The 19,134-nt window shown below is 60.8% G+C and carries 16 protein-coding genes and 1 pseudogene; 5 read left to right on the forward strand and 12 right to left on the reverse strand.

Translation table 11 applies throughout. From position 1 onward, the window contains the following. Positions 1-2 precede the first annotated feature (2 nt). The 5 genes and pseudogenes from GKZ67_RS01010 to GKZ67_RS01030 all read left to right on the forward strand — a co-directional run bounded on the left by GKZ67_RS01010 (position 3) and on the right by GKZ67_RS01030 (position 4,883). Positions 3-1,475, forward strand: a complete 1,473-nt coding sequence (locus tag GKZ67_RS01010; protein ID WP_173240766.1) for a phytoene desaturase family protein — start codon at positions 3-5, stop codon at positions 1,473-1,475. A gap of 88 nt (positions 1,476-1,563) precedes the next feature. Next, positions 1,564-2,405: pseudogene (locus GKZ67_RS01015) on the forward strand (phytoene/squalene synthase family protein). An 81-nt stretch (positions 2,406-2,486) separates the two neighbouring features. Continuing rightward, positions 2,487-3,044, forward strand: coding sequence for a hypothetical protein (locus GKZ67_RS01020; protein ID WP_173240767.1), 558 nt, complete (start codon positions 2,487-2,489; stop codon positions 3,042-3,044). Positions 3,045-3,143: 99 nt separating this feature from the next. Then, the gene (locus GKZ67_RS01025; protein ID WP_173240768.1) at positions 3,144-3,998 is read left to right on the forward strand and encodes a 4-hydroxy-3-methylbut-2-enyl diphosphate reductase; all 855 of its coding nucleotides are present in this window, start codon (positions 3,144-3,146) and stop codon (positions 3,996-3,998) included. A gap of 243 nt (positions 3,999-4,241) precedes the next feature. Beyond that, complete coding sequence (locus GKZ67_RS01030) at positions 4,242-4,883, forward strand: fatty acid desaturase (RefSeq protein WP_173246322.1); 642 nt, start codon at positions 4,242-4,244, stop codon at positions 4,881-4,883. Positions 4,884-4,897: 14 nt separating this feature from the next. On the opposite strand, the gene rlmF is transcribed toward GKZ67_RS01030, so the two are convergent. The 12 genes from rlmF to GKZ67_RS01085 form a co-directional block, all read right to left on the reverse strand. After that, positions 4,898-5,881, reverse strand: a complete 984-nt coding sequence (gene rlmF / locus GKZ67_RS01035; protein WP_173240769.1) for a 23S rRNA (adenine(1618)-N(6))-methyltransferase RlmF — start codon at positions 5,879-5,881, stop codon at positions 4,898-4,900. Positions 5,882-6,003: 122 nt separating this feature from the next. Continuing rightward, positions 6,004-6,375 carry a heavy-metal-associated domain-containing protein gene (locus GKZ67_RS01040; RefSeq protein ID WP_173240770.1) on the reverse strand — a complete coding sequence of 124 codons (372 nt, stop codon included), beginning with the start codon at positions 6,373-6,375 and terminating at the stop codon, positions 6,004-6,006. A 168-nt stretch (positions 6,376-6,543) separates the two neighbouring features. Continuing rightward, positions 6,544-8,871 (reverse strand): TonB-dependent receptor plug domain-containing protein, encoded by a 2,328-nt coding sequence (locus tag GKZ67_RS01045; protein WP_173240771.1) that lies wholly within the window; start codon positions 8,869-8,871, stop codon positions 6,544-6,546. Positions 8,872-8,947: 76 nt separating this feature from the next. Further along, positions 8,948-9,421: a hypothetical protein gene (locus tag GKZ67_RS01050; protein ID WP_173240772.1), complete on the reverse strand. Its 474-nt coding sequence runs from the start codon at positions 9,419-9,421 to the stop codon at positions 8,948-8,950. A gap of 71 nt (positions 9,422-9,492) precedes the next feature. Next, positions 9,493-10,428, reverse strand: a complete 936-nt coding sequence (locus GKZ67_RS01055; RefSeq protein WP_173240773.1) for a hypothetical protein — start codon at positions 10,426-10,428, stop codon at positions 9,493-9,495. Positions 10,429-10,528: 100 nt separating this feature from the next. Then, positions 10,529-11,587: an alpha/beta hydrolase gene (locus GKZ67_RS01060; RefSeq protein WP_173240774.1), complete on the reverse strand. Its 1,059-nt coding sequence runs from the start codon at positions 11,585-11,587 to the stop codon at positions 10,529-10,531. 97 nt (positions 11,588-11,684) lie between these two features. Next, the gene (locus GKZ67_RS01065) at positions 11,685-13,013 is read right to left on the reverse strand and encodes a glycoside hydrolase family 5 protein (RefSeq protein WP_173240775.1); all 1,329 of its coding nucleotides are present in this window, start codon (positions 13,011-13,013) and stop codon (positions 11,685-11,687) included. A gap of 232 nt (positions 13,014-13,245) precedes the next feature. Further along, a complete protein-coding gene (locus tag GKZ67_RS01070; protein ID WP_173240776.1) occupies positions 13,246-14,697 on the reverse strand; it encodes a glycoside hydrolase family 30 protein in 1,452 nt (483 codons plus the stop codon). A gap of 47 nt (positions 14,698-14,744) precedes the next feature. Continuing rightward, entirely contained in the window at positions 14,745-15,695 is a 951-nt protein-coding gene (locus tag GKZ67_RS22855) for a glycoside hydrolase family 30 protein (protein ID WP_254244989.1), read from the reverse strand. Next, on the reverse strand, positions 15,689-16,225 hold the full coding sequence (locus tag GKZ67_RS22860) for a hypothetical protein (RefSeq protein WP_254244990.1): 537 nt from the start codon (positions 16,223-16,225) through the stop codon (positions 15,689-15,691). The genes GKZ67_RS22855 and GKZ67_RS22860 overlap by 7 nt, the downstream gene beginning before the upstream one ends. Before the next feature lie 107 nt (positions 16,226-16,332). Then, positions 16,333-17,430: a T9SS type A sorting domain-containing protein gene (locus GKZ67_RS01080; protein ID WP_173240777.1), complete on the reverse strand. Its 1,098-nt coding sequence runs from the start codon at positions 17,428-17,430 to the stop codon at positions 16,333-16,335. Positions 17,431-17,498: 68 nt separating this feature from the next. Then, entirely contained in the window at positions 17,499-18,863 is a 1,365-nt protein-coding gene (locus GKZ67_RS01085) for a glycoside hydrolase family 30 protein (RefSeq protein WP_173246325.1), read from the reverse strand. Positions 18,864-19,134 lie beyond the last annotated feature (271 nt).

A 19,134-nucleotide genomic window follows, 5' to 3' on the forward strand; every position in this document is an offset into this window, starting at 1 on the left:
AAATGCCCCACGCAGTAGTAATAGGGGCCGGTTTTGCCGGTCTATCGGCCGCCACCACACTGGCCCAGGCGGGCTGGCAGGTAACGCTGCTGGAAAAGAACAGCAGCCCCGGCGGCCGGGCACGGGTATTTGAGGCCCAGGGTTTTACCTTCGATATGGGCCCGAGCTGGTACTGGATGCCCGGCGTATTTGAGCAGTACTTCGGCCGGTTTGGCAAGCGCGTGGCCGACTATTACGAGCTGGTGCGGCTCGACCCGTCGTATCAGGTTATTTTTGAAGGCGACGATGCCGTGGACATTCCGGCCGACATGGCCAGGCTGCGGCAGCTGTTTGAGCGCCTGGAGCCGGGCAGCGCGGCGCGGCTCGATGCCTTTCTGGCCCAGGCCAAGTATAAGTACGAGGTCGGCATCAACAAATTTGTGAACCTGCCCAGCCGCTCGGTGCTGGAGTTTGTGGATTGGCAGGTTATCAGCGGGGCCGTGCGGCTCGATTTGCTGCAAAGCATGGCCCGGCACGCCCGCAAGTTCTTTAGCCATCCCAGGCTGCTCAAGCTCATTGAGTTTCCGGTATTGTTTCTGGGCGCTACGCCCGAGAATACCCCCGCCCTCTACTCACTTATGAACTACGCCGACCTGGTGCTGGGCACCTGGTACCCCAAGGGCGGCATGCACCAGATAGTGCGTGGCATGGTAGCGCTGGCCGAAGAGCTGGGCGTGCAGATGCAGTACAACCAGGAAGTACGCGAAATCGTGGTCGATAACGGCCATGCTACCGGCGTCCGCACTGCCACCGGCTTCTGGCCCGCCGATGCCGTGGTAGCCGGCGCCGACTACCATCACGTTGAGCAGCAGCTCGTGGCGCCCGAGTATCGCCACTATTCGCCCGCTTATTGGGACTCGCGTACCCTGGCCCCGTCGTCGCTGCTGTTTTACCTCGGGGTGAGCCGCAAGCTGGACCGCCTGCAACACCACAACCTGTTTTTCGACGAAGATTTCAGCCAGCACGCCCACGAGATTTATGAGGCGCCGCAGTGGCCCAGCCGGCCACTGTTCTACGCCTCGGTGCCTAGCAAAACCGACCCCACGGTGGCGCCCGAAGACCAGGAAAACCTGTTTCTGCTCATTCCGGTGGCTCCCGACCTCGACGACCCCGAAGCAACCCGCGAGAAATATTACAATCTGCTAATGGACCGGCTCGAAAAGCATTGCGGCCACTCCATTCGCGACGCCGTGGTGTTTAAGCGCAGCTACGCCCACCGCGACTTTATGGCCGACTACCATTCCTTTAAAGGCAATGCCTACGGCCTGGCCAATACGCTGCGGCAAACGGCCATTCTCAAGCCCACCCTTAAGAGCAAAAAGGTCAGTAACTTGTACTTCACCGGCCAGCTTACCGTGCCGGGGCCGGGTGTGCCGCCCTCGCTCATTTCGGGGCAGGTGGTGGCGGGCGAGGTACTGAAGGAAATTAAAAGTTAAGCGTTAAAGGTTGAGAATTGACAATGAGTGGCTTAGCTACTCAAGGCACTCGGCTTTTAACTTATAACTCATAGCTTTTACCTAAAAAATGGACCACGAGCAGCTCTTTACCGATACCAGCCTGGCGTGTGCGCAGCTTATTACGCGGCGCTACAGCACGTCGTTTTCGCTTGGCATTCGCACGCTGGATAAGGGCTGCACCGCGCCATCTACGCCATATATGGGTTTGTGCGCTGGGCCGATGAAATCGTGGATACCTTTCACAGCCGCGATAAGGCCGCTCTGTTGGCGCAGTTTGAGCGCAACACGTACGCGGCTATCACCGAAGGCTTTAGCCTGAACCCGGTGCTGCACGCCTTTCAGTGGGTCGTGAACGAGTACCAGATTGACCACGAGTTTATCGACGCCTTTCTGCGTAGTATGGAGATGGACCTGGAGGACCGCAGCTACCGGCAGGAATTGTACGAGCAATATATCTATGGCTCGGCCGAAGTAGTGGGCCTGATGTGCCTGCGCGTGTTTTGCCAGGGCCAGCCGGTGTTATTCGACCAGCTAAAGGCGCCGGCGCGCCGGCTGGGTGCGGCATTTCAAAAAGTGAATTTTTTGCGTGATATCCGCGCCGACTACGAAGAGCGGGGCCGCGTCTATTTTCCCGGCCTGCGCTACGAGCAGTTCGACGATGCCGCCAAGCGCACGGTAGAAGCCGATATCCGGGCCGATTTTGAAGCAGCTTTCGTGGGCATCCAGCAGCTGCCGCGGGCAGCCCGCCTGGGGGTGTACCTGGCGTACATCTACTACCTAAAGCTTTTTCATAAGCTGCGTAAAGCCCCTGCTAATCAGGTATTGACTGAGCGCGTGCGCCTGCCCGATAACACGAAGCTGCTCCTGCTGCTGGGCTCGTGGCTGCGCTACCGCCTGCGGGCAGTGTAAGGTGGCCCGGCACTTTGGGTACCGGCAGCACGTTGGTAGAGGAAGCCACACCACCCACGCGCGGCCCGTAGCTTTGTCTTTATGAAACGACTGCTTGTTTTTGCCCTGCTGAGCGCCCTGCCAGTGGCTGGTGGCATGGCAGTAGCCCGCCCTCTTTCCCCTCCTGCGTCCATGTCGCCTTACCAACCCGCCACCCTGCGCCGCCACTACGAACAAGCCGCTGCCGACAAGCAGGCGGGCGAGAATTTTTACAACCTGCTGCGTGATTACCAGGGTCAGGATGCGCTGGTCTTGGGGTATAAGGGGGCCGCTGAGGCTATTAAAGCCCGCGACGCCTCCATGCTCAACAAGCTCACCTATGTGCAGCAGGCGGCTAAGTCGTTTGAGCAGGCCGTGGCCCTTAATCCATCCAATGCCGAAATTCGCTTCCTGCGCTTTTCGGTTGAGAGCAACCTGCCGCCCTTCCTGGGCATGAGCAAGCATGTGGAGGAAGACAAAACCTTCCTGCTGAATGCGGCCCTGCAACATCCCAACTCGGGCCTCGATGCCGAAGCCTTCCAAACGGTGCGCGGCTTTCTGGTGAGCCGCAAGCACGTTTCGGAAGAGGAGGCACAGCGCTTGGCCCAAGTGAAAATGTAGCCGGCAACCAGCACTTTTTGCGTCGGGTAACTGAGTATTGGTCAATATTTAGGCTGGTTCTGATAACCTTGTACCGTAGTTGAGAGTTAGCTTCGCGATATGCAGTCTGGTTTGCACCTAAGCGTTCGCATCGACCCCAACTCCGGCTTCTGCTTTGGCGTGATTTACGCCATTCAGATGGCCGAGGACATTCTGGCTGAGCAGGGCTACCTGTACTGCCTCGGCGACATTGTGCACAACGATGAAGAAGTGCAGCGCCTGGAGCACAAAGGGCTGCGCATTATCGGCCACGAGCAGTTTGCCGATTTGCGCAACGAGGCGGTGCTCATCCGGGCGCACGGCGAGCCGCCGAGCACCTACCAGCGGGCGATGGAAAATAACCTGACGCTTATCGACGCGAGCTGCCCGGTGGTGCTCAAGCTGCAAAACCGCATCAAGACCAGCTTCGACCGGCGCGAAAAGATATTCATCTACGGCAAGCACGGCCACGCCGAGGTGCTGGGCCTGCTGGGCCAGACGGGCGGTGAGGCCGTAGTGTTTGAGAACCTGGAAGAGCTGCTGCATCACGAGCTGCCGCCCACTATTACGCTCTACAGCCAGACGACCAAAAGTACCGACTCGTTCTATCGTATTAAGAATGAGCTTATTGGGCGTGGGTATAACATCAATGCCAACGATACTATCTGCCGGCAGGTGAGCAACCGCGACCAGGATTTGCGGCGCTTCGCGGCCAAGTTCGACCAGATTGTATTCGTGTCGGGCACCAAAAGCTCGAATGGCAAGGTGCTTTACCAGGTGTGTAAAGACACCAACCCGCAAACGCATTTTGTGTCGCGCACCGAGGAGCTGTGCCCGAGCTGGTTTGCAGCAGGGCAGTCGGTGGGTATTTGCGGCGCTACCAGCACGCCCATGTGGCTGATGGAGCAGGTACGCGACGCCCTGGAGCGGTTTTAATCCGAACCGCGGATTTAGCGGATTCGCCGGCTTGAACGGATTTTGTGGAAGGCCAGTAGTGGTATAGAAGACTTTTTCAACGTTTTTCCGGTTAAGAATACGCTGGTAATAATTTCGGTAAAAAGTGTGGTAGCCCAATCGTCACCAAAATCCGTGCAATCCGACGAAGCCGCCAAATCCGTGGTTCAGTCAGTTCGCCCGACGCCCCTGGCCGGTAAGGGCGTGCTTGCGGCACTGTTGATTATGGCCAGCTGGGCGGGGCTGCTCACGTTTCTGCTCGGCTTTTACCGGCCCGACTGGCGCTCGCCCGCGCCGTACCTGCTGGTGTTGCTGCAAACTCACTTATACACCGGGCTTTACATCACGGCGCACGATGCCATGCACGGCGTGGTGAGCCCCCATAAGCGGCTAAATAACACCATCGGTACGGTGTGCGCGCTGCTGTTTGCCTACAACTGGTTTCCGCGCCAGCTGCCCAAGCACCACGACCACCACCGCCACGTAGGCACGCCCGCCGACCCCGACTTTCACCCCGAAAACCATCCGGGCTTCCTGCCCTGGCTGCTGCGCTTCGCCTGGAACTACGTTACGTGGTGGCAGGTGCTGCTGATGGCCGCAACCTATAATGTATTAAAGCTATATTTTCCGCAGGCCAACGTCATTGCTTACTGGATGATACCGGCCGTGCTGGCTACTCTGCAGCTCTTCTTTTTCGGCACCTACCTGCCGCACCGGGGCGAGCACGCGCCCGACAACCGGCATAAGTCGCGCAGCCAGCTGCGGCAGCACGCGTGGGCCTTTGTGAGCTGCTACTTCTTTGGCTACCACTACGAGCACCACGACCAGCCCTACCTGCCGTGGTGGCGGCTGTGGCAGGCCAAGTAGCGGCCTGCCGCTCGCTACCGGGCCGCCGGCGCCCAGCGGGTCTGCCGCCAGGCGGCACGCTCCTCTTCCGTCAGAAAAGACCAGGCTACGAAGCGGCTTTTCTTCTGGCCCTGGGCCATTTCGATGGTTTTCACGTGCACAGCCTGCGCCTGCTGGAGGAAATAATAGGCGCTGCGCAGGGCAACTTTTTGGGAAACCAGCGCCGTGTACCAGTAGCTGGCTTTGGGCAGCTGCCTGCTCTCAGCAATAAGCTGCCGCAGAAAAGTCTCCTCGCCGCCGGGATACCACAGTTCGTTGTGCTGGCCCCCGAAGTTGCGCGCCGGGGCCACGCTCCGGCCGCCGTTGCGCCCCAGGTTGGTGGTTTTGCGCTGGGTGGCGGCCGCGGCTTCGGCCGCCGAAGCGTGGAAAGGCGGGTTGCAGAGAGTGGCGTCGAACACTTCGCCGGGCTTGACGATGCCCGCCAGCATGTGCTGCGGGTCTGATTGCAGGCGGCAGTCGATGGAGCCGGCCAGGCCGGAGTTGGCGGCTACCAGCTGCCGGGCGGCGCGCAGCGCCACGGCGTCGGTTTCGGCTCCTACAAAGCGCCAGCCGTACTCGTGGTGGCCCAGAATGGGGTAGATGCAGTTGGCGCCTACGCCAATGTCAAGCACCCGCACGCTGCGGCCCTGCGGCACCACGCCGCTGTTGTCTTCGGCCAGCAAATCAGCCAGGTAATGAATATAGTCGGCCCGGCCCGGAATGGGCGGGCACAGGTAGCCGGCGGGAATGTCCCAGTTTTCGATGCCGTAGAAATGCCGCAGCAGCGCCTGGTTTAGCGCCTTTACCGCAGCGGGGTCAGCAAAGTCGATGGAGGAATCACCAAACTCATTGACCCGCACAAAGGCCGCGAGCGCCGGACTGCTGCGCACAAGCTGGGCAAAATCGTAGCGCCCCCGGTGCCGGTTGCGCGGGTGCAGCTGGTCTTTATCGGCCGGGCGGGGAAGGGGTGACTGTTTCATGGGACAAAATAAAAGTAAAGCAGGCCACCGGGCGAGGCAGCCTGCTTTAAAGCAGCAAAGAAGTAATCGCTCACAACGGGAAAGAAGTGCGGAATCCGCTTAAACCATTGCCAATCAGCAGCCTAGTGGGTGCTGGCCGGTTTCTTGCAGCACTCGGGCAGGCGGTCGTAGGCGCGGGCGTCGGCGGTGGCCTGGTCGGCGTCGTAGCCGGTTTTCAGCACGGCGGCGCGGATGGCATCGGGCGTGGTTTTGGCGGGGTTGTAAGTGACGGTCAGGACTTTGCTGGGTATATCGAGGTTGGCCGCCTGAATGCCTTTCTCATAGGCCATGCTTTTCTCGATGCGGGCCTTGCACATATCGCAAATAGCCGATGTTTTAAACTGCACCGTCTCGGTGCCTTTTGAAGCGGTAGCAGTGGCTGCCTGAGTAGTTTGGGCCTGGGCGGCCCCGGCAAAGCTCAGCAGCGCGAGCAAGGAAAATGCAAAAGATTTCATAAGATTGAGAGTTGAGCTATAAGTTGGTAGTTGCTGAATACTAGGTACAAAACGTCTGTCTTTGCATCCTACGAAGCAATCGCACCGGAACGGAATTGTTCGGGCTTCCTTCTGGGGCGATTGCCGCGCTGCGCTCGCAAGAACAGACGTTTTATAAGCGATAAAAATTTACTCAATGCGGTAGCGCAGCCCGGCGTAGGTGAGCCGGCCGTACACCGGCCCCCACACCATGGCCGCATCGAAGCCATCGCTGAAGGGCGTGGCGGCATTCTGAATGGGGTTGGGCTGGCGGAAATTGGTGAGGTTTTCGACGCCCGCGTACACCTCAATGCGCTTGAAGGCGCGGGTAAGCTGGGCGTTGAGCAGGGCGTAGCGCGGGGCATACTCGAGGCCGGTGATGCCGGTGCCGTGCTGGTGGCCGGTGTTGCTGCCATCGGCGGGCAGGTGGGCCAGCGGGCGCTCGCCGTACCACTGCACGGTGAGGTCGGCGCGCCACTTATCGAAAGCCGAGGCGTAGCCCAGGTTCAGAAATGCCCGGTTCTGGGGCGTGAGAGGCTTGGGCAGCAGCTGCCCGGCGTAGGTGCTGCGCACGTCGAGCCATTTGTAGGCAGCCTTCACTTGCAGCCCTTTCAGCGGCTCGGCCTGCACTTCAGCCTGCGCGCTGCGGGCGAAAGAGCGGGCGCCCGGCGTGAGGTTGTCCAGCAGAATAAACTGCGGCGAGGTGTACATATCCGCCACCAGCTGGTTCTGAAAGATGGTATCGTAGTAGTCGGCCACGAACGTAGCCTGCCGCCCCAGCACCTGGAAATACTGCGTAAGCGACCCACCCAGGTTCCAGGCCGTTTCGGGCCGGTAGCCGGAGCTGGGAAGCAGGTAAAACTGGCGGGCGCTGGCCAGCATGGCGGCATTGTCGGCAACCGGGTTAGGCACCCGGAAGCCCCGGCCCGCCGACACGCGCAGGGAAGTAGCCGGGCGCACATCGTATTTGAGGTTGAAGCGCGGCGTTACCTGCCAGCCAAAAAGGTTGTGGTAATCGGTGCGCAATCCCAGCACGGCGGTCAGGTTGTGGGTATTGTTATACGTGTACTCGGCAAATGCGCCGGGTACGCGCTCGGTGCGCTGCAGGGTTTGGGCAGCAGCTATCAGCACGGGAATGTCGCCGTTGCGCAGCAGCTCGTGGTAGTCGTCGTACAAAAAGCTCAGGCCCGTGCGGTAGGTGTGCATGGTATTGCCCAGCACGCTCTGAAAAAGCAGCGTAGCCTGCCCGGTAGTCTGGTGGCCGCTGTATTGGCGGGGGCCGCTGTACTGCCGGAAAGAGTAGGTTGACGTAAAATCATGACTCGTGCCATTCACCAGCAGGCCCAGGCTCTGGAAAGGCCGGCCCGGCCAGGTGTAGGACGTGCGGGCCTGGGCCGTGTAGCGGTCGGTACGTTGGGTAGTGCCGTAGTACTGGCGGAAGGCGAGCGAGTCGCTGGCGCCTTCCCGAAAGCCAAGCTGCCCGCCCTGGCGGGTTTCGCGCAGGGCCCCTGCGCCCAGCTCGGCCACCAGGCCGGTGCCCGACTTATACTTCACCTTGTCGTAGCCGTTGAACTGGGTAGCCAGCGGCAGGTCTAGAAAGCCATCGCCGTTGCGGTCTACGCGGTTGCCCAGGTGGTCGGTGTGCAGCAGCAGCACGTTGCTCCACTTCTTGTTGAGGCGCTGCGAGGCCACGGCATTCAGGTCAAATTTGCCGAGGTCGTTCACGTAGGTATTCAGTAGCAGCTGGTCGGTGAGGTCGGGCTCCTTGAGCTGAATATTCACCTGGCCCGATATTCCCTCGTAGCCATTCACCACCGAGCCGGTGCCCTTAATAATGTCGATGCTGCCAATCCAGGGCCCCGCCAGGTAGCCCAGCCGGTAAGGGGCCGACAGCCCGCGCAGGGCCGGCTGGTTGTCGATGGTCAGCAGCGAGTACCCTCCGTCGAGGCCCAGCAGCTGAATTTGCTTGGCGCCGCTCACGGCGTCGGCGGTGCTCACTTCTACGGCGGCGTTGGTTTCGAAGCTCTCGGCCAGGTTGCAGCACGCCGATTTGGTAAGGTCGCGGGCACTGATGCTTTGCATACTGCTCACCGACCGGGCCGAATAAGCTACGGCATGTCCGGTGATGGCCACTTCGCCGAGGGCCGCGCCGCCGCGCAAGCTCACGCGCAGGTAAGGCGCCGCGCTGGTAGTGGGCACGGCCACGGTGTCGGTAGCGTAGCCCACCGCGCCTACGATAACCCGGTGGCTGGCCAGAGCCGGAAAGGGCAGCACGAAAGTGCCCGCGTCGTTGGTAGTAGTGGTAGGGCCGGTGGCGCCCGCCGGCAGCAGCCAGCGCACCACTGCGCCGGGCACCGGGCCGCGGCCCTCGCGAACTTCGCCGCGCACGGCCGCCCCGCTCTGGGCGTGGGCCAGCAGCGGCAGAATTCCTGGAATTCCTAGTAATAAGCGCGGGTATCTCCCGCTGATAAAGCCCATTTTGTCTGAAAGTTAAGCATTTCTGAAAACATACGGTCTGGCCGGGCAGGCCGGACTTGCGAATTTTCAGAGAAGCCTAAACCACCAGCTTACAACCCAGGGTGAGCAGTGTGCGCCCCGCCCGGGGAACGCCGGGCGGCGAAGCGTTGGCCGCCGTGCCCGCGGCAACGGCCAGGGCCAATGGCGCTGGTGTGGGCCGCGCCGACCAGACCGGCGCGGGCAGCACGGCCGGCGGGAGTAGTGGGGGTGGCTCGGGTAGCCACTTGCCCGGCCCGGCATCGGCGCTTTGGGCGCTGAGCTTGTGGTGCAGGTGGCTGACATCGCAACACCCTTGGGCGCGACGCTTTTGGCAGGGGCGCCCAGGTTTACTGGTGAGCGCCTCTGCTTCGTGGCTAGCCTGGCCAGGCAGGCTGAGCGCCACCGTACTACGCCCGCTGATGCGGCAGCGGTGCCGCTCGGCCGTGAGGCCCACCGATGTAGCCAGCACCAACAGCGCCAGGAAGGCGCTTAGCAGGCGATGGCAATAGGGGAGGGGGGCGGCATAGCACAAAGGTACGGCCCGCTAGTGTGCTCCCGGCGTGCAAAGCAACGGGCCGCAGAGTACATGATTTGGGGTTGGCGCTAATGAGGCCAGGCGGCTCGCACTTGCTCGTAGGCTATGCGCTGAAGCTTCACGGCTACCTCGGGCGCAATGCCTAAGTCGGCCGCTGCTTTCTCATGGGCACCTAGCTGGCGGGGGTCATAATGGGCTAGCCGGTCCAGGAGCACACAGGCGTTGAGGTAGGCGCCGTAGATGCTGGGATGGTAGTGGTCAGGGCCCCAGAGGTCTACTTTGCCTGCTTCGGGGGCGTAAGGATTGGGCATGGCCACGCCCTGCTGAATAGCCCATAGCCAGGCATCGCCAGCCGGCGCTACGCCAGCAAAATGCTTATCCTGCGCTGCTTCCCGGTAATAGGCGCGGTGCAGGTCGGTGGTCATCGAATCGAGCGGCAGGCCCGAGTAGTTTTTGCCGGCCGGGTAGGTGAGGTCGGCTCGCGCCCAGGTTTCGTAGAGGTATACCTGAGCTTTGGAGTTGGTCGCGTGTACAGCCTCTTCGAGCCGGGTAGCATAGTCAAAAAAGCGCGCTGGCTGGCCGCCGTGGCGCGTTGGTACCGGGCCGGTACTGTAGTCGTGCAGCACCACCTGGTCCCAGGGGCGCTGTTGCACTACGGCCAGGGCGCTATCATAGTGAAACTTTAATGTTTGCCCGCTGATGGCCTCCATATGCACCTCGTAGTTCAACCCGGCCTCGGCGGTCAGCTTCTTGAAAATACCGGGAATGCCGCCCCAGGCGGCGCGGTTGTGCAGGGTGCTGCGGGCCCGCCCGGCCGCGCCGCCGGGTTTAAAGTTTTCGTCCGTAATACCCGCCGCGTTATAGCTGAGTACCGGCTCAAACGCCCCGTGAAAAAAGCTGTTGCCGACGAACAGAATAACGGTGGGCTTGCGGGGCGGGGCAGCCGGATGCGCAAGCGCAGCTTGCGACCAGCCGGCACTCACGGCGGCTAGCGCAGCTGCCATACGCAGGGGGCGAGTGAAAATAGGCATTAAATATATGAAAAAATTAATATTTTTGGAAAATATCGACTGCTGCCTGCTTTTTGCTGAGTACAGGAGAAAGCTACGGCTTAAAATCGAGGTGTTTATTGAAAAACGGCAGCACCTGCTGAAACAGGCGCCCATCGGTGCCCATAATGCGGCTGCCGTGGGTACCCTGGTATTCCTCGGCCGAGTGCGGAATACCAAAAACAGTGAGCAGGCTGCTGAAATAGCGGCAAGTGGGTGGAATATGCGTTATCTCATCCTGGGCACCCCAGTCAAAAGCCAGGGCGCGCAGCTGACGTAGGGCGGCCGCGTGCGTTGGCAGCACGAAAGTGGGCATGGCTTCAAGCCAGCGCGCCAGCACGGCATCGCGCCGGGCCACGCTGTCGGCCCCGAGCGAGCCTGGCAAGTCGGCCCCAAACGGCACGGCCTTGGGATTGGGCGAGAAAGCCCGGGCGAGTGATGCGGTGGTCAGCACCGGGTAGCTGCGCTGCGCCTGGGCTGCGCTGGCAGCGCGCAGGGCCGGGGCCACGCCCGCACCGGGCAGAAAGGTGGGGTGCGGCCCTATAAAAGCCGGACTCAGGGCGTAGGCGGCGGCCCAGGTGCCGGGGTAGGCCAGGGCCAGCCGCAGGGTGCCGCCGCCGCCCATAGAGTGGCCGGCCAGGCCCCGGCTGCCAGGCTTAGCCAGCGTGCGAAACTGCTTGTCGATGAAGGTGATAAGCTCGTGAGCCGTGAAGTCGGCCCACGGGCCGTTGGTGGCCGAGTTGGCGTACCAGCTGCCACCGAAGCGCGTCTGCTCATCGGGCACCACCACGATAAGCGGCCTGATTTGCCCGGCCGCGATAGCCTGGTCGAGTAGCGCCTTCATGCCGTCCTTGTTGAAAATCAGGCTGTCGTTCCAGGTAAAGCCGTGCAGGTAGTACAGCACCGGGTAGCGCTGGCCGGGGCTGGCCTCGTAGCCGGCCGGCAGGTACACACTCACGCGGCGACGTGGGTTTTCGCCACCGGGGTTGCCGCGCAGGAGCTTCGAATCGAGGTGCGTGACGACCACGCGGCCGGCGGGTGGCGCCGCTTGGGCAATTAGCCGAAACGTAGCCAGCAGGGCTAGCAGCAAAGCTGCCAGGCGTTTGATAGACATAAAGTAGCTTAACTAAACGTTGTGCTGGCGCAGAAAGCCGCTGTAACTAAGCCTGACAAGCGCTTGCTTCGCCGGCATGACACACTTTTAGGGAAGATTATTTCTTGAGTTCGGCCTTAAGCGCGGCGATAACGTCGGGGTTTGGCAGGCAGTTTTTAAACTTGATGTCTTCCAGAATAACGGGCAGGTCGGCGGCGCTTTTTACATCCACCGGGTAGGGTGGCTTGATACGCAGCAGCGCGGCAATGGGCTTGTCACTGAAGCGCTTGTACGTCCAGTTGCACCAGCCAATACCCACGCTGTTCAGGTTGTGGGCCGCTTCGCCCATCCACTGGGCCGAGTTTTCGCCGGTTTCGCCTACCCACACCGGCACCTGCTGCGCCTCGCGAAACTTCACGAGATTAGCAATGGCCCCGAGCTGGTTGACGTCGGGGTTGCTGGCATCTACCGCATTGCTAAGCGGATACTTGGGCAAAATACTGTAGCGGTGCGCATTATATACCAGGTTCTCCTGGTGAGTGAAGGTCTTTTTCTCTATCGAATTATAGTTGTTGCCGTAGCCGTTGCCTTCGAGCAGCAGCAGATGCTGGTCGCCCTCGGCGCGCACCGTATTGATGAGCTTCTCGAACATGGCCTGAATGGGCGGATTACCACCCGGCACGTTGTTGGGCTCATTGATAAGGTCGTACATGGCAATGCGGCTGTCGTTTTTGTAGCGCCGGGCCAGGGTGGCCCACAGACTATTGGTCATATCCTGAAACACAGGCTCTTTCCAGAAGTCGAGCGGCTGTAGCGCGTCGGCAATGTTGATATCGGTGCCCTGCGCGCCGGGCGCGGCGTGCAGGTCCAGCACCACGTACAGCTTATTGGCCGCGCACCAGGCCAGCGTCTGGTCAATAATGCGAATGGCTTCGAGCTTAGCGGGCTCCCGGAACAGCTCTCCTTTTTGCTGCCATTCCTTCAGCTTCGCCAGGTAGTCGGCATACGGCAGGGTACCCCGAATGACGCTGTTGCGCACTGCCCGCTGGGCCGGGGTCAGAAAAAGGTCGTAGTGCAGCGGCAGCCGAATGCAGTTAAAGCCCTGCTGGGCAATGAAATCAATGTCTGCCTTCGTGATAAAGTTGTCGCGGTACTGCTGGTAAAAATGCTCTACGGCCGCGTCGCTTAGTCCGGCCTGGTAGAGTACTTTTTTCACCGAGCCCTGGGTGCCGCCGTAGCCGGGCTTCATCATATAGCCTTCCTGCAAAAGCCAGCCGCCGAGGTTCATGCCCCGCAGCAGCACTTCGTGGTGCTGGGCATCCACTATCTTGGGCCCTTCGGCGCGGAGCAGAGGGCTGGTGATGGTTTGGCTAGCGCCGACCTGCGGTTGGGCCAGGCTGGGCAGGCTAGCCAGCAGGGCGAAGGCGAGTAACGAGCGAAAACGCATAAAGCAGGGTGGGAAAAGGAGGGGCGAAGCAGTTTTAACAGCACTACCTAAAGCGGTTTCGGAGTCAGGGTAAGGCTGGTCAAGTAGCGCGGACTTTTAGTCCGCCAGTGCTCAGCATCACCACGCGCGGACTAAAAGTCCGCGCTACCGTACAGCGAATCCGAAACCGCGCTAACAAATAACGTCAGGCTGAGCGCAGTGAAGCATGACGTTATTTGGTGGTTATTATCAGCTAGTTGATAACGTAGGTGGCGATGGAGTGGGGCAGGCTGGTCGTCGTCGCGGCCTGGCCCTTCACCCAGAGTTGAAACTCCTGGGGTTTGTCGCCGCTGTTCATCACTACCACCGCTACCTTGCCGTCGGGGTTGCGGAAGGCCGTGGCTTGCAGCCAGTCGCGGTTGGAAGTGGTGGCAATGCGCCTGGCACCGGGGCGAATAAATTTCGAAAAGTGACCAATATAATAATAAATATTGGTATAAATTAGTTTTCCGGTTTTAGTGTCGGCGATGATGGGCGCGAAGCAGAAGTTGCCTACGTGGTTGGGGCCGCCGGTTTCGTCGAGCAGCACGTTCCAGTCGGTCCAGCCCACGGTACCGGCGTTGAAGTCGTTGAGCATCGAGTGCCCGTACTTCTCGCCCAGGCGCCACTCGTTTACCTGGTCGAGCTTAAAGTTCTCGATGCAGGCCTCGGTCAGCATCAGGTTGGTGGCGGGGTAGGTTTCGTGCACGCGGCGCACGTTGTCGAATAGCATGCCGCTGCCGGTCCAGGTTTCGTACCAGTGGTAGCCGATACCCCACACATATTTGGCGGCGGCCGGGTCGTCGAGCACGGTGCTGGCGCGCTGGTACACGAGGTCGCGGTTGTGGTCCCAGGCCATGAGCTTGCGGCTGCCCAGCCCATTTTTTTGCAAGGTCGGACCCAGGTATTCCTTGATAAAGTCGCGCTCCTCCTCGGCCGTAAACACGCACGATTCCCACTTCTGAGTGGCCATCTCCTCGTTCTGCACCGTGAGGCCCCAGATGGGAATACCCTGCTTTTCGTAGGTCTGAATAAACTTCACGAAGTAATCGGCCCAGGGCTGGCGAAACTGCGGCAGCAGCTTGCCGCCGTGCAGCAGGTCGTGGTTGGTTTTCATCCAGGCCGGTGGGCTCCAGGGGCTCACAAACAGCGGCAGCTTGCCGCCAGCCGCCGCCGTGGCCTGCTTGATAAGCGGAATCTTGTACTTCTCGTCGTGCTGCACGCTGAAGCTTTTCAGACTCACGTCATTATCGGCCACGTAGGCGTAGCTGTCGCTCGAAAAATCGCAGCTGCCGATGTTGGTACGCGCCAGCGAGTAGCCGATGCCGGTGGTGGGGTTATAGTAAGCCTGCAAAAACTCCTGCTGCTGCTCTTTGGGCAGCTTGGCAAAGGTTTCGGCTGCGGCATCGGTGAGCGCCCCGCCAATGCCAACCAGTGTCTGAAACGAGTGGCTGGGGTCAACAAACACGCATACCTGGGTTTCGACGGGCTGCGCCGCCGGCGCAAAGCTCAGGGCGGGGCCGGCCGTGAGGCGCTGGCTGGTACCCTGGGCTGTGGTATATACCTGCGCTTTTTTGCCGGCGGCCGAGTAAGTCGTGGTTTGGGCCGCTGCGCGGCCCAGGCCCAGCGCTGATACCAGCAGCAGGGGCAAAAATTTAGAAGTCATCGGAAAGAAAAACGGGTGGGAAAAGGGCCAGCGTCCGGTAGCGGCCGCTACCAAATATAGGTGGCTACCGCGCCCCCGTAGAGCGAGGTGTTTACAACTTTCCCTTTGTATTGAATATTAAAGCTTTGCAGCGTCGAGCCAGTATTGAGCACCACCAGGCAGCGCTTGCCATTGGGCGTTTTATACGCTACGTTTTGCAGGTTGCCGGGCACGTTGGTGGCCACGCGCACCGAGCCGGGGCGCACAAACTTGCTGCTGTGGGCCACCGTGTAGTAGGCCGGGTTGCGGGTTACTACGTCGCCATTGATGGTAACAGCGCCCAGGCACTGGCTGCAGCCGCCATTGGTGTAGGGGCCGTAGTTCTGGTCGCTGGCCAGGTTCCACTCCAGCACGTTGCGGCTCCAGTTGCGCACGGCCCCAATCTCCAGGTTGCTGACGTGGTAGCTTAGGTCGGAAGGAAAGTTGCCAGGCGCCTGGGTCCACAGCTCGGTAAAGTACACGTTCTTGTTCGGGAAGGCGTTATGCACCTGAGTCAGCACGCTGATGGGCGAATTTGGGCTGTAGAAGTGAAACGCCGAGCCATCGACGTAGGGGTTGGCGTCGGCATCGCCGAGTACGGCCAGCGGGTAATCGGTGCGGTCGGTGTTGTGGTCGTAGGCGATAATCTTGGTCGTGATGCCCGCCGCCTTGAAGGCCGGCCCCACGTTATTCTTGATAAAAGTGGCCTGCTCACTCGCCTGCATCGTCATGCTGGGGTTGTTGTAGGGGTTAAGCGGCTCGTTTTGCAGCGTCACGGCATCGATGGGGATACCGGCCGCCTGCATGCCCTGAATATATTTTACAAAGTACTGGGCATAAGCCGCGTAGTACTGGGGCTGCAGCGAGCCGCCCTTATAGGGGTTGCCGGCGTCGGCCTGCTGCTTCATCCAGGGCGGGGCCGTCCAGGGCGAGCCCAGGATTTTGATGTTTGGGTTCACGGCCAGAATCTGCTTCAGCACCGGAATAAGCGTCGCTTGGTCGGGGCCAGGCTGAAGTTGGCCAGGGTCGGGTCGGCCGGGCCGTCATCGTAGGTATACGGCTGGTCGTTGAGGTCGGAGGCACCAATGCTCACCCGCAGGTAGCTCACGCCCAGCGACGTGCTGTCGGTGGCAAACAGTTCCTTGATAAGCGCGGCGCGGGCCGGGGCGCTCATGCGGCTCATTACCTCGGCACTGCCGCCGGTGAGGCAGTAGCCAAAGCCGTCCATCGTCTGGTAGGTCTGGGTGGTATCAACTACGATGATGGGGTCAGAATTGGTAGTGGCCGTGAACTGCAAGCTCAGCTTCTGGCGGTAGAATAAGGCCGACTTATCGGGCATGGTCAGCCACACGGCCATTTGGGAAGGCGCAGTAGGAGTGGGCGGCGTAACTACCGGCGGCGTCACGGGTGCCGCGCTGCCGCTATCGCTTTTCTTGCAGCTGGCGGCCAGCAGCACGAGCGCAAACAGTAAATAACGATAAGGCAGCCAGTGGGTGGGGAAGGAGCGCATAAGCAAGAAAAAATAGGGAAGAGCTGGCTACTGAGTAATTTGTAGTGCTAACCAGGTAAGCAAAGCACCTGGCGAGGCCGCCCCACCAGGTGATGAACAATAGCTGCTTACTTAACGGTCACGCGCTGGCTGGTAAGCTGGCTGCCGGCCAGCACCCGCACCAGGTACACGCCCGCGGCCAGGCCTTGCAGCGGCGCCAGGCTCAGGCTGTGCTCGCCGGCAGTCTGCGTGGTTTGCAGCAGGGTAGCGGCGCGCTGGCCCAGGCTGTTAAAGGCTTCAACGGTTACGGGCTGGGTGGCGTCGGCCACGGTGTAGGCCAGGCGGCTATCGGCGGCCAGTGGGTTGGGGTAGATGCTGACGGGCAGCGCGCTGGCTGCCGTCCGGCTGGCCAGCAGGCCCGTACCCACTTGGTAGGTATAGTATTGCTTACCGGGGATAGTAAGGAAGTTCGGATTCAAACCCAGGTCGGTGGTTTGCCCGGCAATCTGGGGCAGGACATCGGAGTAGAAGCCTTTGTCCGAATCGCGGATATAGCCCACCATCACGTTAAAGTTGCTGCCCGCTGCCGCGCCGCCAATAGAAGCCAGCGGAATAGAGAATTCCCAGCCAGTGGTAGTATTGGCAGCTACGCTGCCCGTAGCCGAGGTCCTGAAGGCCGACTGCGCATTGGCGGCGTCATGGCTATCCGAGGTGACGCTGCCGTCTTTTTTGGTTGAGCCCATGCCAACTTCAGCGGGCGTGGCAATGGTATAGTCGGCGCGGCTGAGGTAAATGGCCCCCGGCTGGTCGCTGAAAGGCGATACGGTTACGCGGAAAACGTAGTTGGTCGTGGGCATATCCAGGGTAGGCTGCTGCGTAAGCGGCGTATTGCCCGATACGCCCGGCAGAGCCGTGCCGGCGGCAATGCCCGGTTTGTTAGGTACACCCAGGTACAGGAGCACGTGGCTGTAGCTGGTTTGCTCGGGCGAGCAAACCACCATCACGTTCAGCGTGGTAGCATTGGTAGCCATATAAAGCGCCTTCAGGCCGCGGTCGGCTACCGAATGGTTGGTAGTGGCCGTGTAGGAGCCCAGCAGCTGGTACTGGCCGGCCCCGGTGCCTACTTCAGCCGGCGACAAGGTGCCGTCGACGGTAATCTGCGCCTGGGCGCTGAGCGAGGCAGCCGTGAGGGCGGCCAGCGTGGCGAGGGTAGCGAATTTTTTCATGATTGGGTGGGGAGAAAAAATGGGAAAATGGGAAAAATGAAAAACAACAGTTGTAAAAAACAGCGGGGTTACCACACGTAGGTGGCAACGGCCCCGGCCGGCAAGGTGGCGGACGCCGACTGTCCTTTATAGCGTAAGTTGAATATTTGGGCGGTAGCCTGGTCGTTCTGCACCAGCAGCACGTGGCCGCCGGCGGGCGTGCGGTACGCCACATTGGGCAGCACGCCGGCGCTGGTGGAGCCGATGCGCACCGCGCCGGGCCGCACCCACTTGCTGGCGTGGGCCACCACGTAGTAGGCCACGTTGCGGGTTACCTGGCCACCGGGCGCTACCGTTATGGCCCCTAGGCACTCGGTGCAGCCGCCCGGCGTGTGCGGGTTTTGCTGCGGGTCGGCGGCCAGGTTCCATTCCAGCACGGTGCGGGCCCAGTTGCGCGGCGCCCCGATAAAGAGCGTTTTGGCGTGCCAGCCAAGGTTGCCGGCAAAATCAGTTTTCGAGCCGACCCACTGCTCGGTAAAGTAGATGTTTTTGGTTGGAAAGGCGTCGTGGACCTGGCTTAGTGCTTCAATGGGGCCGGCGTAGAGGTGAAAGGCCGAGCCATCGACGTAGGGATTAGCCATGGCATTGCCCAGCACCGTGAGCGGGTACTCGGGCTTGTCGGCATTGTGGTCGTAGCAGATAATCCTGGTTTTCAGTCCGGCTGCCCGCAGCGCCGGCCCCAGGTGCCGGCCGATAAACTCAGCTTCCTGCTCGGCGGGCAGCAACAGGCTGGGATTATTGCCGGGGTGCAGCGGCTCGTTTTGCGGCGTTACGGCCTCGAGCGTGATGCCGTGGGCCTGCATGCCTTGCAGGTACTTCACAAAGTACTGCGCATAGGCAGCGTAATACTCCGGCTTGAGCGAGCCGCCTTTGGTAGCCTCGTTGGTTTTCATCCAGGCTGGCGGGCTCCAGGGCGAGCCCAGCAGCTTGATAGCCGGGTTAATAGCCAGAATCTCCTTCAGCACCGGAATGAGGTGCTGCTCATCTGGGCCCAGGCTAAAGTGCGCCAGCGTGGGGTCGGTCTGCCCGGCTGGTATATCGTCGTAGCTGAATGTTTGAGCATCCAGGTCCGAAGCCCCGATACTCAGGCGCAGATAGCTCACGCCAATATCGTTGGCTCCGGTGCCAAACAGCTCCCGCAGCAGCTTGGCGCGGGCAGGGGCGCTCAGGCCGTGCAGCAGCTCGGCGCTGCCGCCCGTGAGGCAGTAGCCAAAGCCGTCCATCGTCTGGTAAGTCTGGCTGTCGTCTATATCAATGACAGCCCCGTTAGCAGCACCTTTCTGAAAAGCCAGGCGGCCAGGCTGCTGGTGCAACAGCTGCGCCTGGTCGGGTGTCGTAACCCAGGCAGTAACGCCGGCCGGAGCCAGCCGCTGGGCATGCACCGGCAGCAGCATAAAGGCCGAGCAGGTAGCCAGGCCCCAGCGCAGGAAAGCAACGAATAAGCGAGTGGTTTTCAAGGCTGGAAAAGGATAGTGCGCCAAACAGCGCTCCGCAGAAAAGAATAGCTGATGCTCCATAATCTCAGCGAGCCAGGAGCCAAGCCTACTGGCTTTTACAGGCCTTGCCGGCAGCCCAAGGGCCGTTCCGAGGCAGAAAGTTTGATTATTTCACTTTCCCCACCCCTGCCCCGAAACGGCCACGACCAAGAGACTTACTGGCTAGTGA

The sequence above is a fragment of the Hymenobacter sp. BRD67 genome, assembly GCF_013256425.1.
In the GTDB taxonomy this organism is placed as follows: Bacteria; Bacteroidota; Bacteroidia; order Cytophagales; family Hymenobacteraceae; genus Hymenobacter.

Coding starts and splice junctions, on each gene's coding strand:
- GKZ67_RS01010 (WP_173240766.1), top strand. CDS start 3: ATGCCCCACGCAGTAGTAATAGGGGCCGGTTTTGCCGGTCTATCGGCC.
- GKZ67_RS01020 (WP_173240767.1), top strand. CDS start 2,487: ATGAAACGACTGCTTGTTTTTGCCCTGCTGAGCGCCCTGCCAGTGGCT.
- GKZ67_RS01025 (WP_173240768.1), top strand. CDS start 3,144: ATGCAGTCTGGTTTGCACCTAAGCGTTCGCATCGACCCCAACTCCGGC.
- GKZ67_RS01030 (WP_173246322.1), top strand. CDS start 4,242: ATGGCCAGCTGGGCGGGGCTGCTCACGTTTCTGCTCGGCTTTTACCGG.
- rlmF (WP_173240769.1), bottom strand. CDS start 5,881: ATGAAACAGTCACCCCTTCCCCGCCCGGCCGATAAAGACCAGCTGCAC.
- GKZ67_RS01040 (WP_173240770.1), bottom strand. CDS start 6,375: ATGAAATCTTTTGCATTTTCCTTGCTCGCGCTGCTGAGCTTTGCCGGG.
- GKZ67_RS01045 (WP_173240771.1), bottom strand. CDS start 8,871: ATGGGCTTTATCAGCGGGAGATACCCGCGCTTATTACTAGGAATTCCA.
- GKZ67_RS01055 (WP_173240773.1), bottom strand. CDS start 10,428: ATGGCAGCTGCGCTAGCCGCCGTGAGTGCCGGCTGGTCGCAAGCTGCG.
- GKZ67_RS01060 (WP_173240774.1), bottom strand. CDS start 11,587: ATGTCTATCAAACGCCTGGCAGCTTTGCTGCTAGCCCTGCTGGCTACG.
- GKZ67_RS01065 (WP_173240775.1), bottom strand. CDS start 13,013: ATGCGTTTTCGCTCGTTACTCGCCTTCGCCCTGCTGGCTAGCCTGCCC.
- GKZ67_RS01070 (WP_173240776.1), bottom strand. CDS start 14,697: ATGACTTCTAAATTTTTGCCCCTGCTGCTGGTATCAGCGCTGGGCCTG.
- GKZ67_RS22860 (WP_254244990.1), bottom strand. CDS start 16,225: ATGCGCTCCTTCCCCACCCACTGGCTGCCTTATCGTTATTTACTGTTT.
- GKZ67_RS01080 (WP_173240777.1), bottom strand. CDS start 17,430: ATGAAAAAATTCGCTACCCTCGCCACGCTGGCCGCCCTCACGGCTGCC.
- GKZ67_RS01085 (WP_173246325.1), bottom strand. CDS start 18,863: ATGCTGCTGCCGGTGCATGCCCAGCGGCTGGCTCCGGCCGGCGTTACT.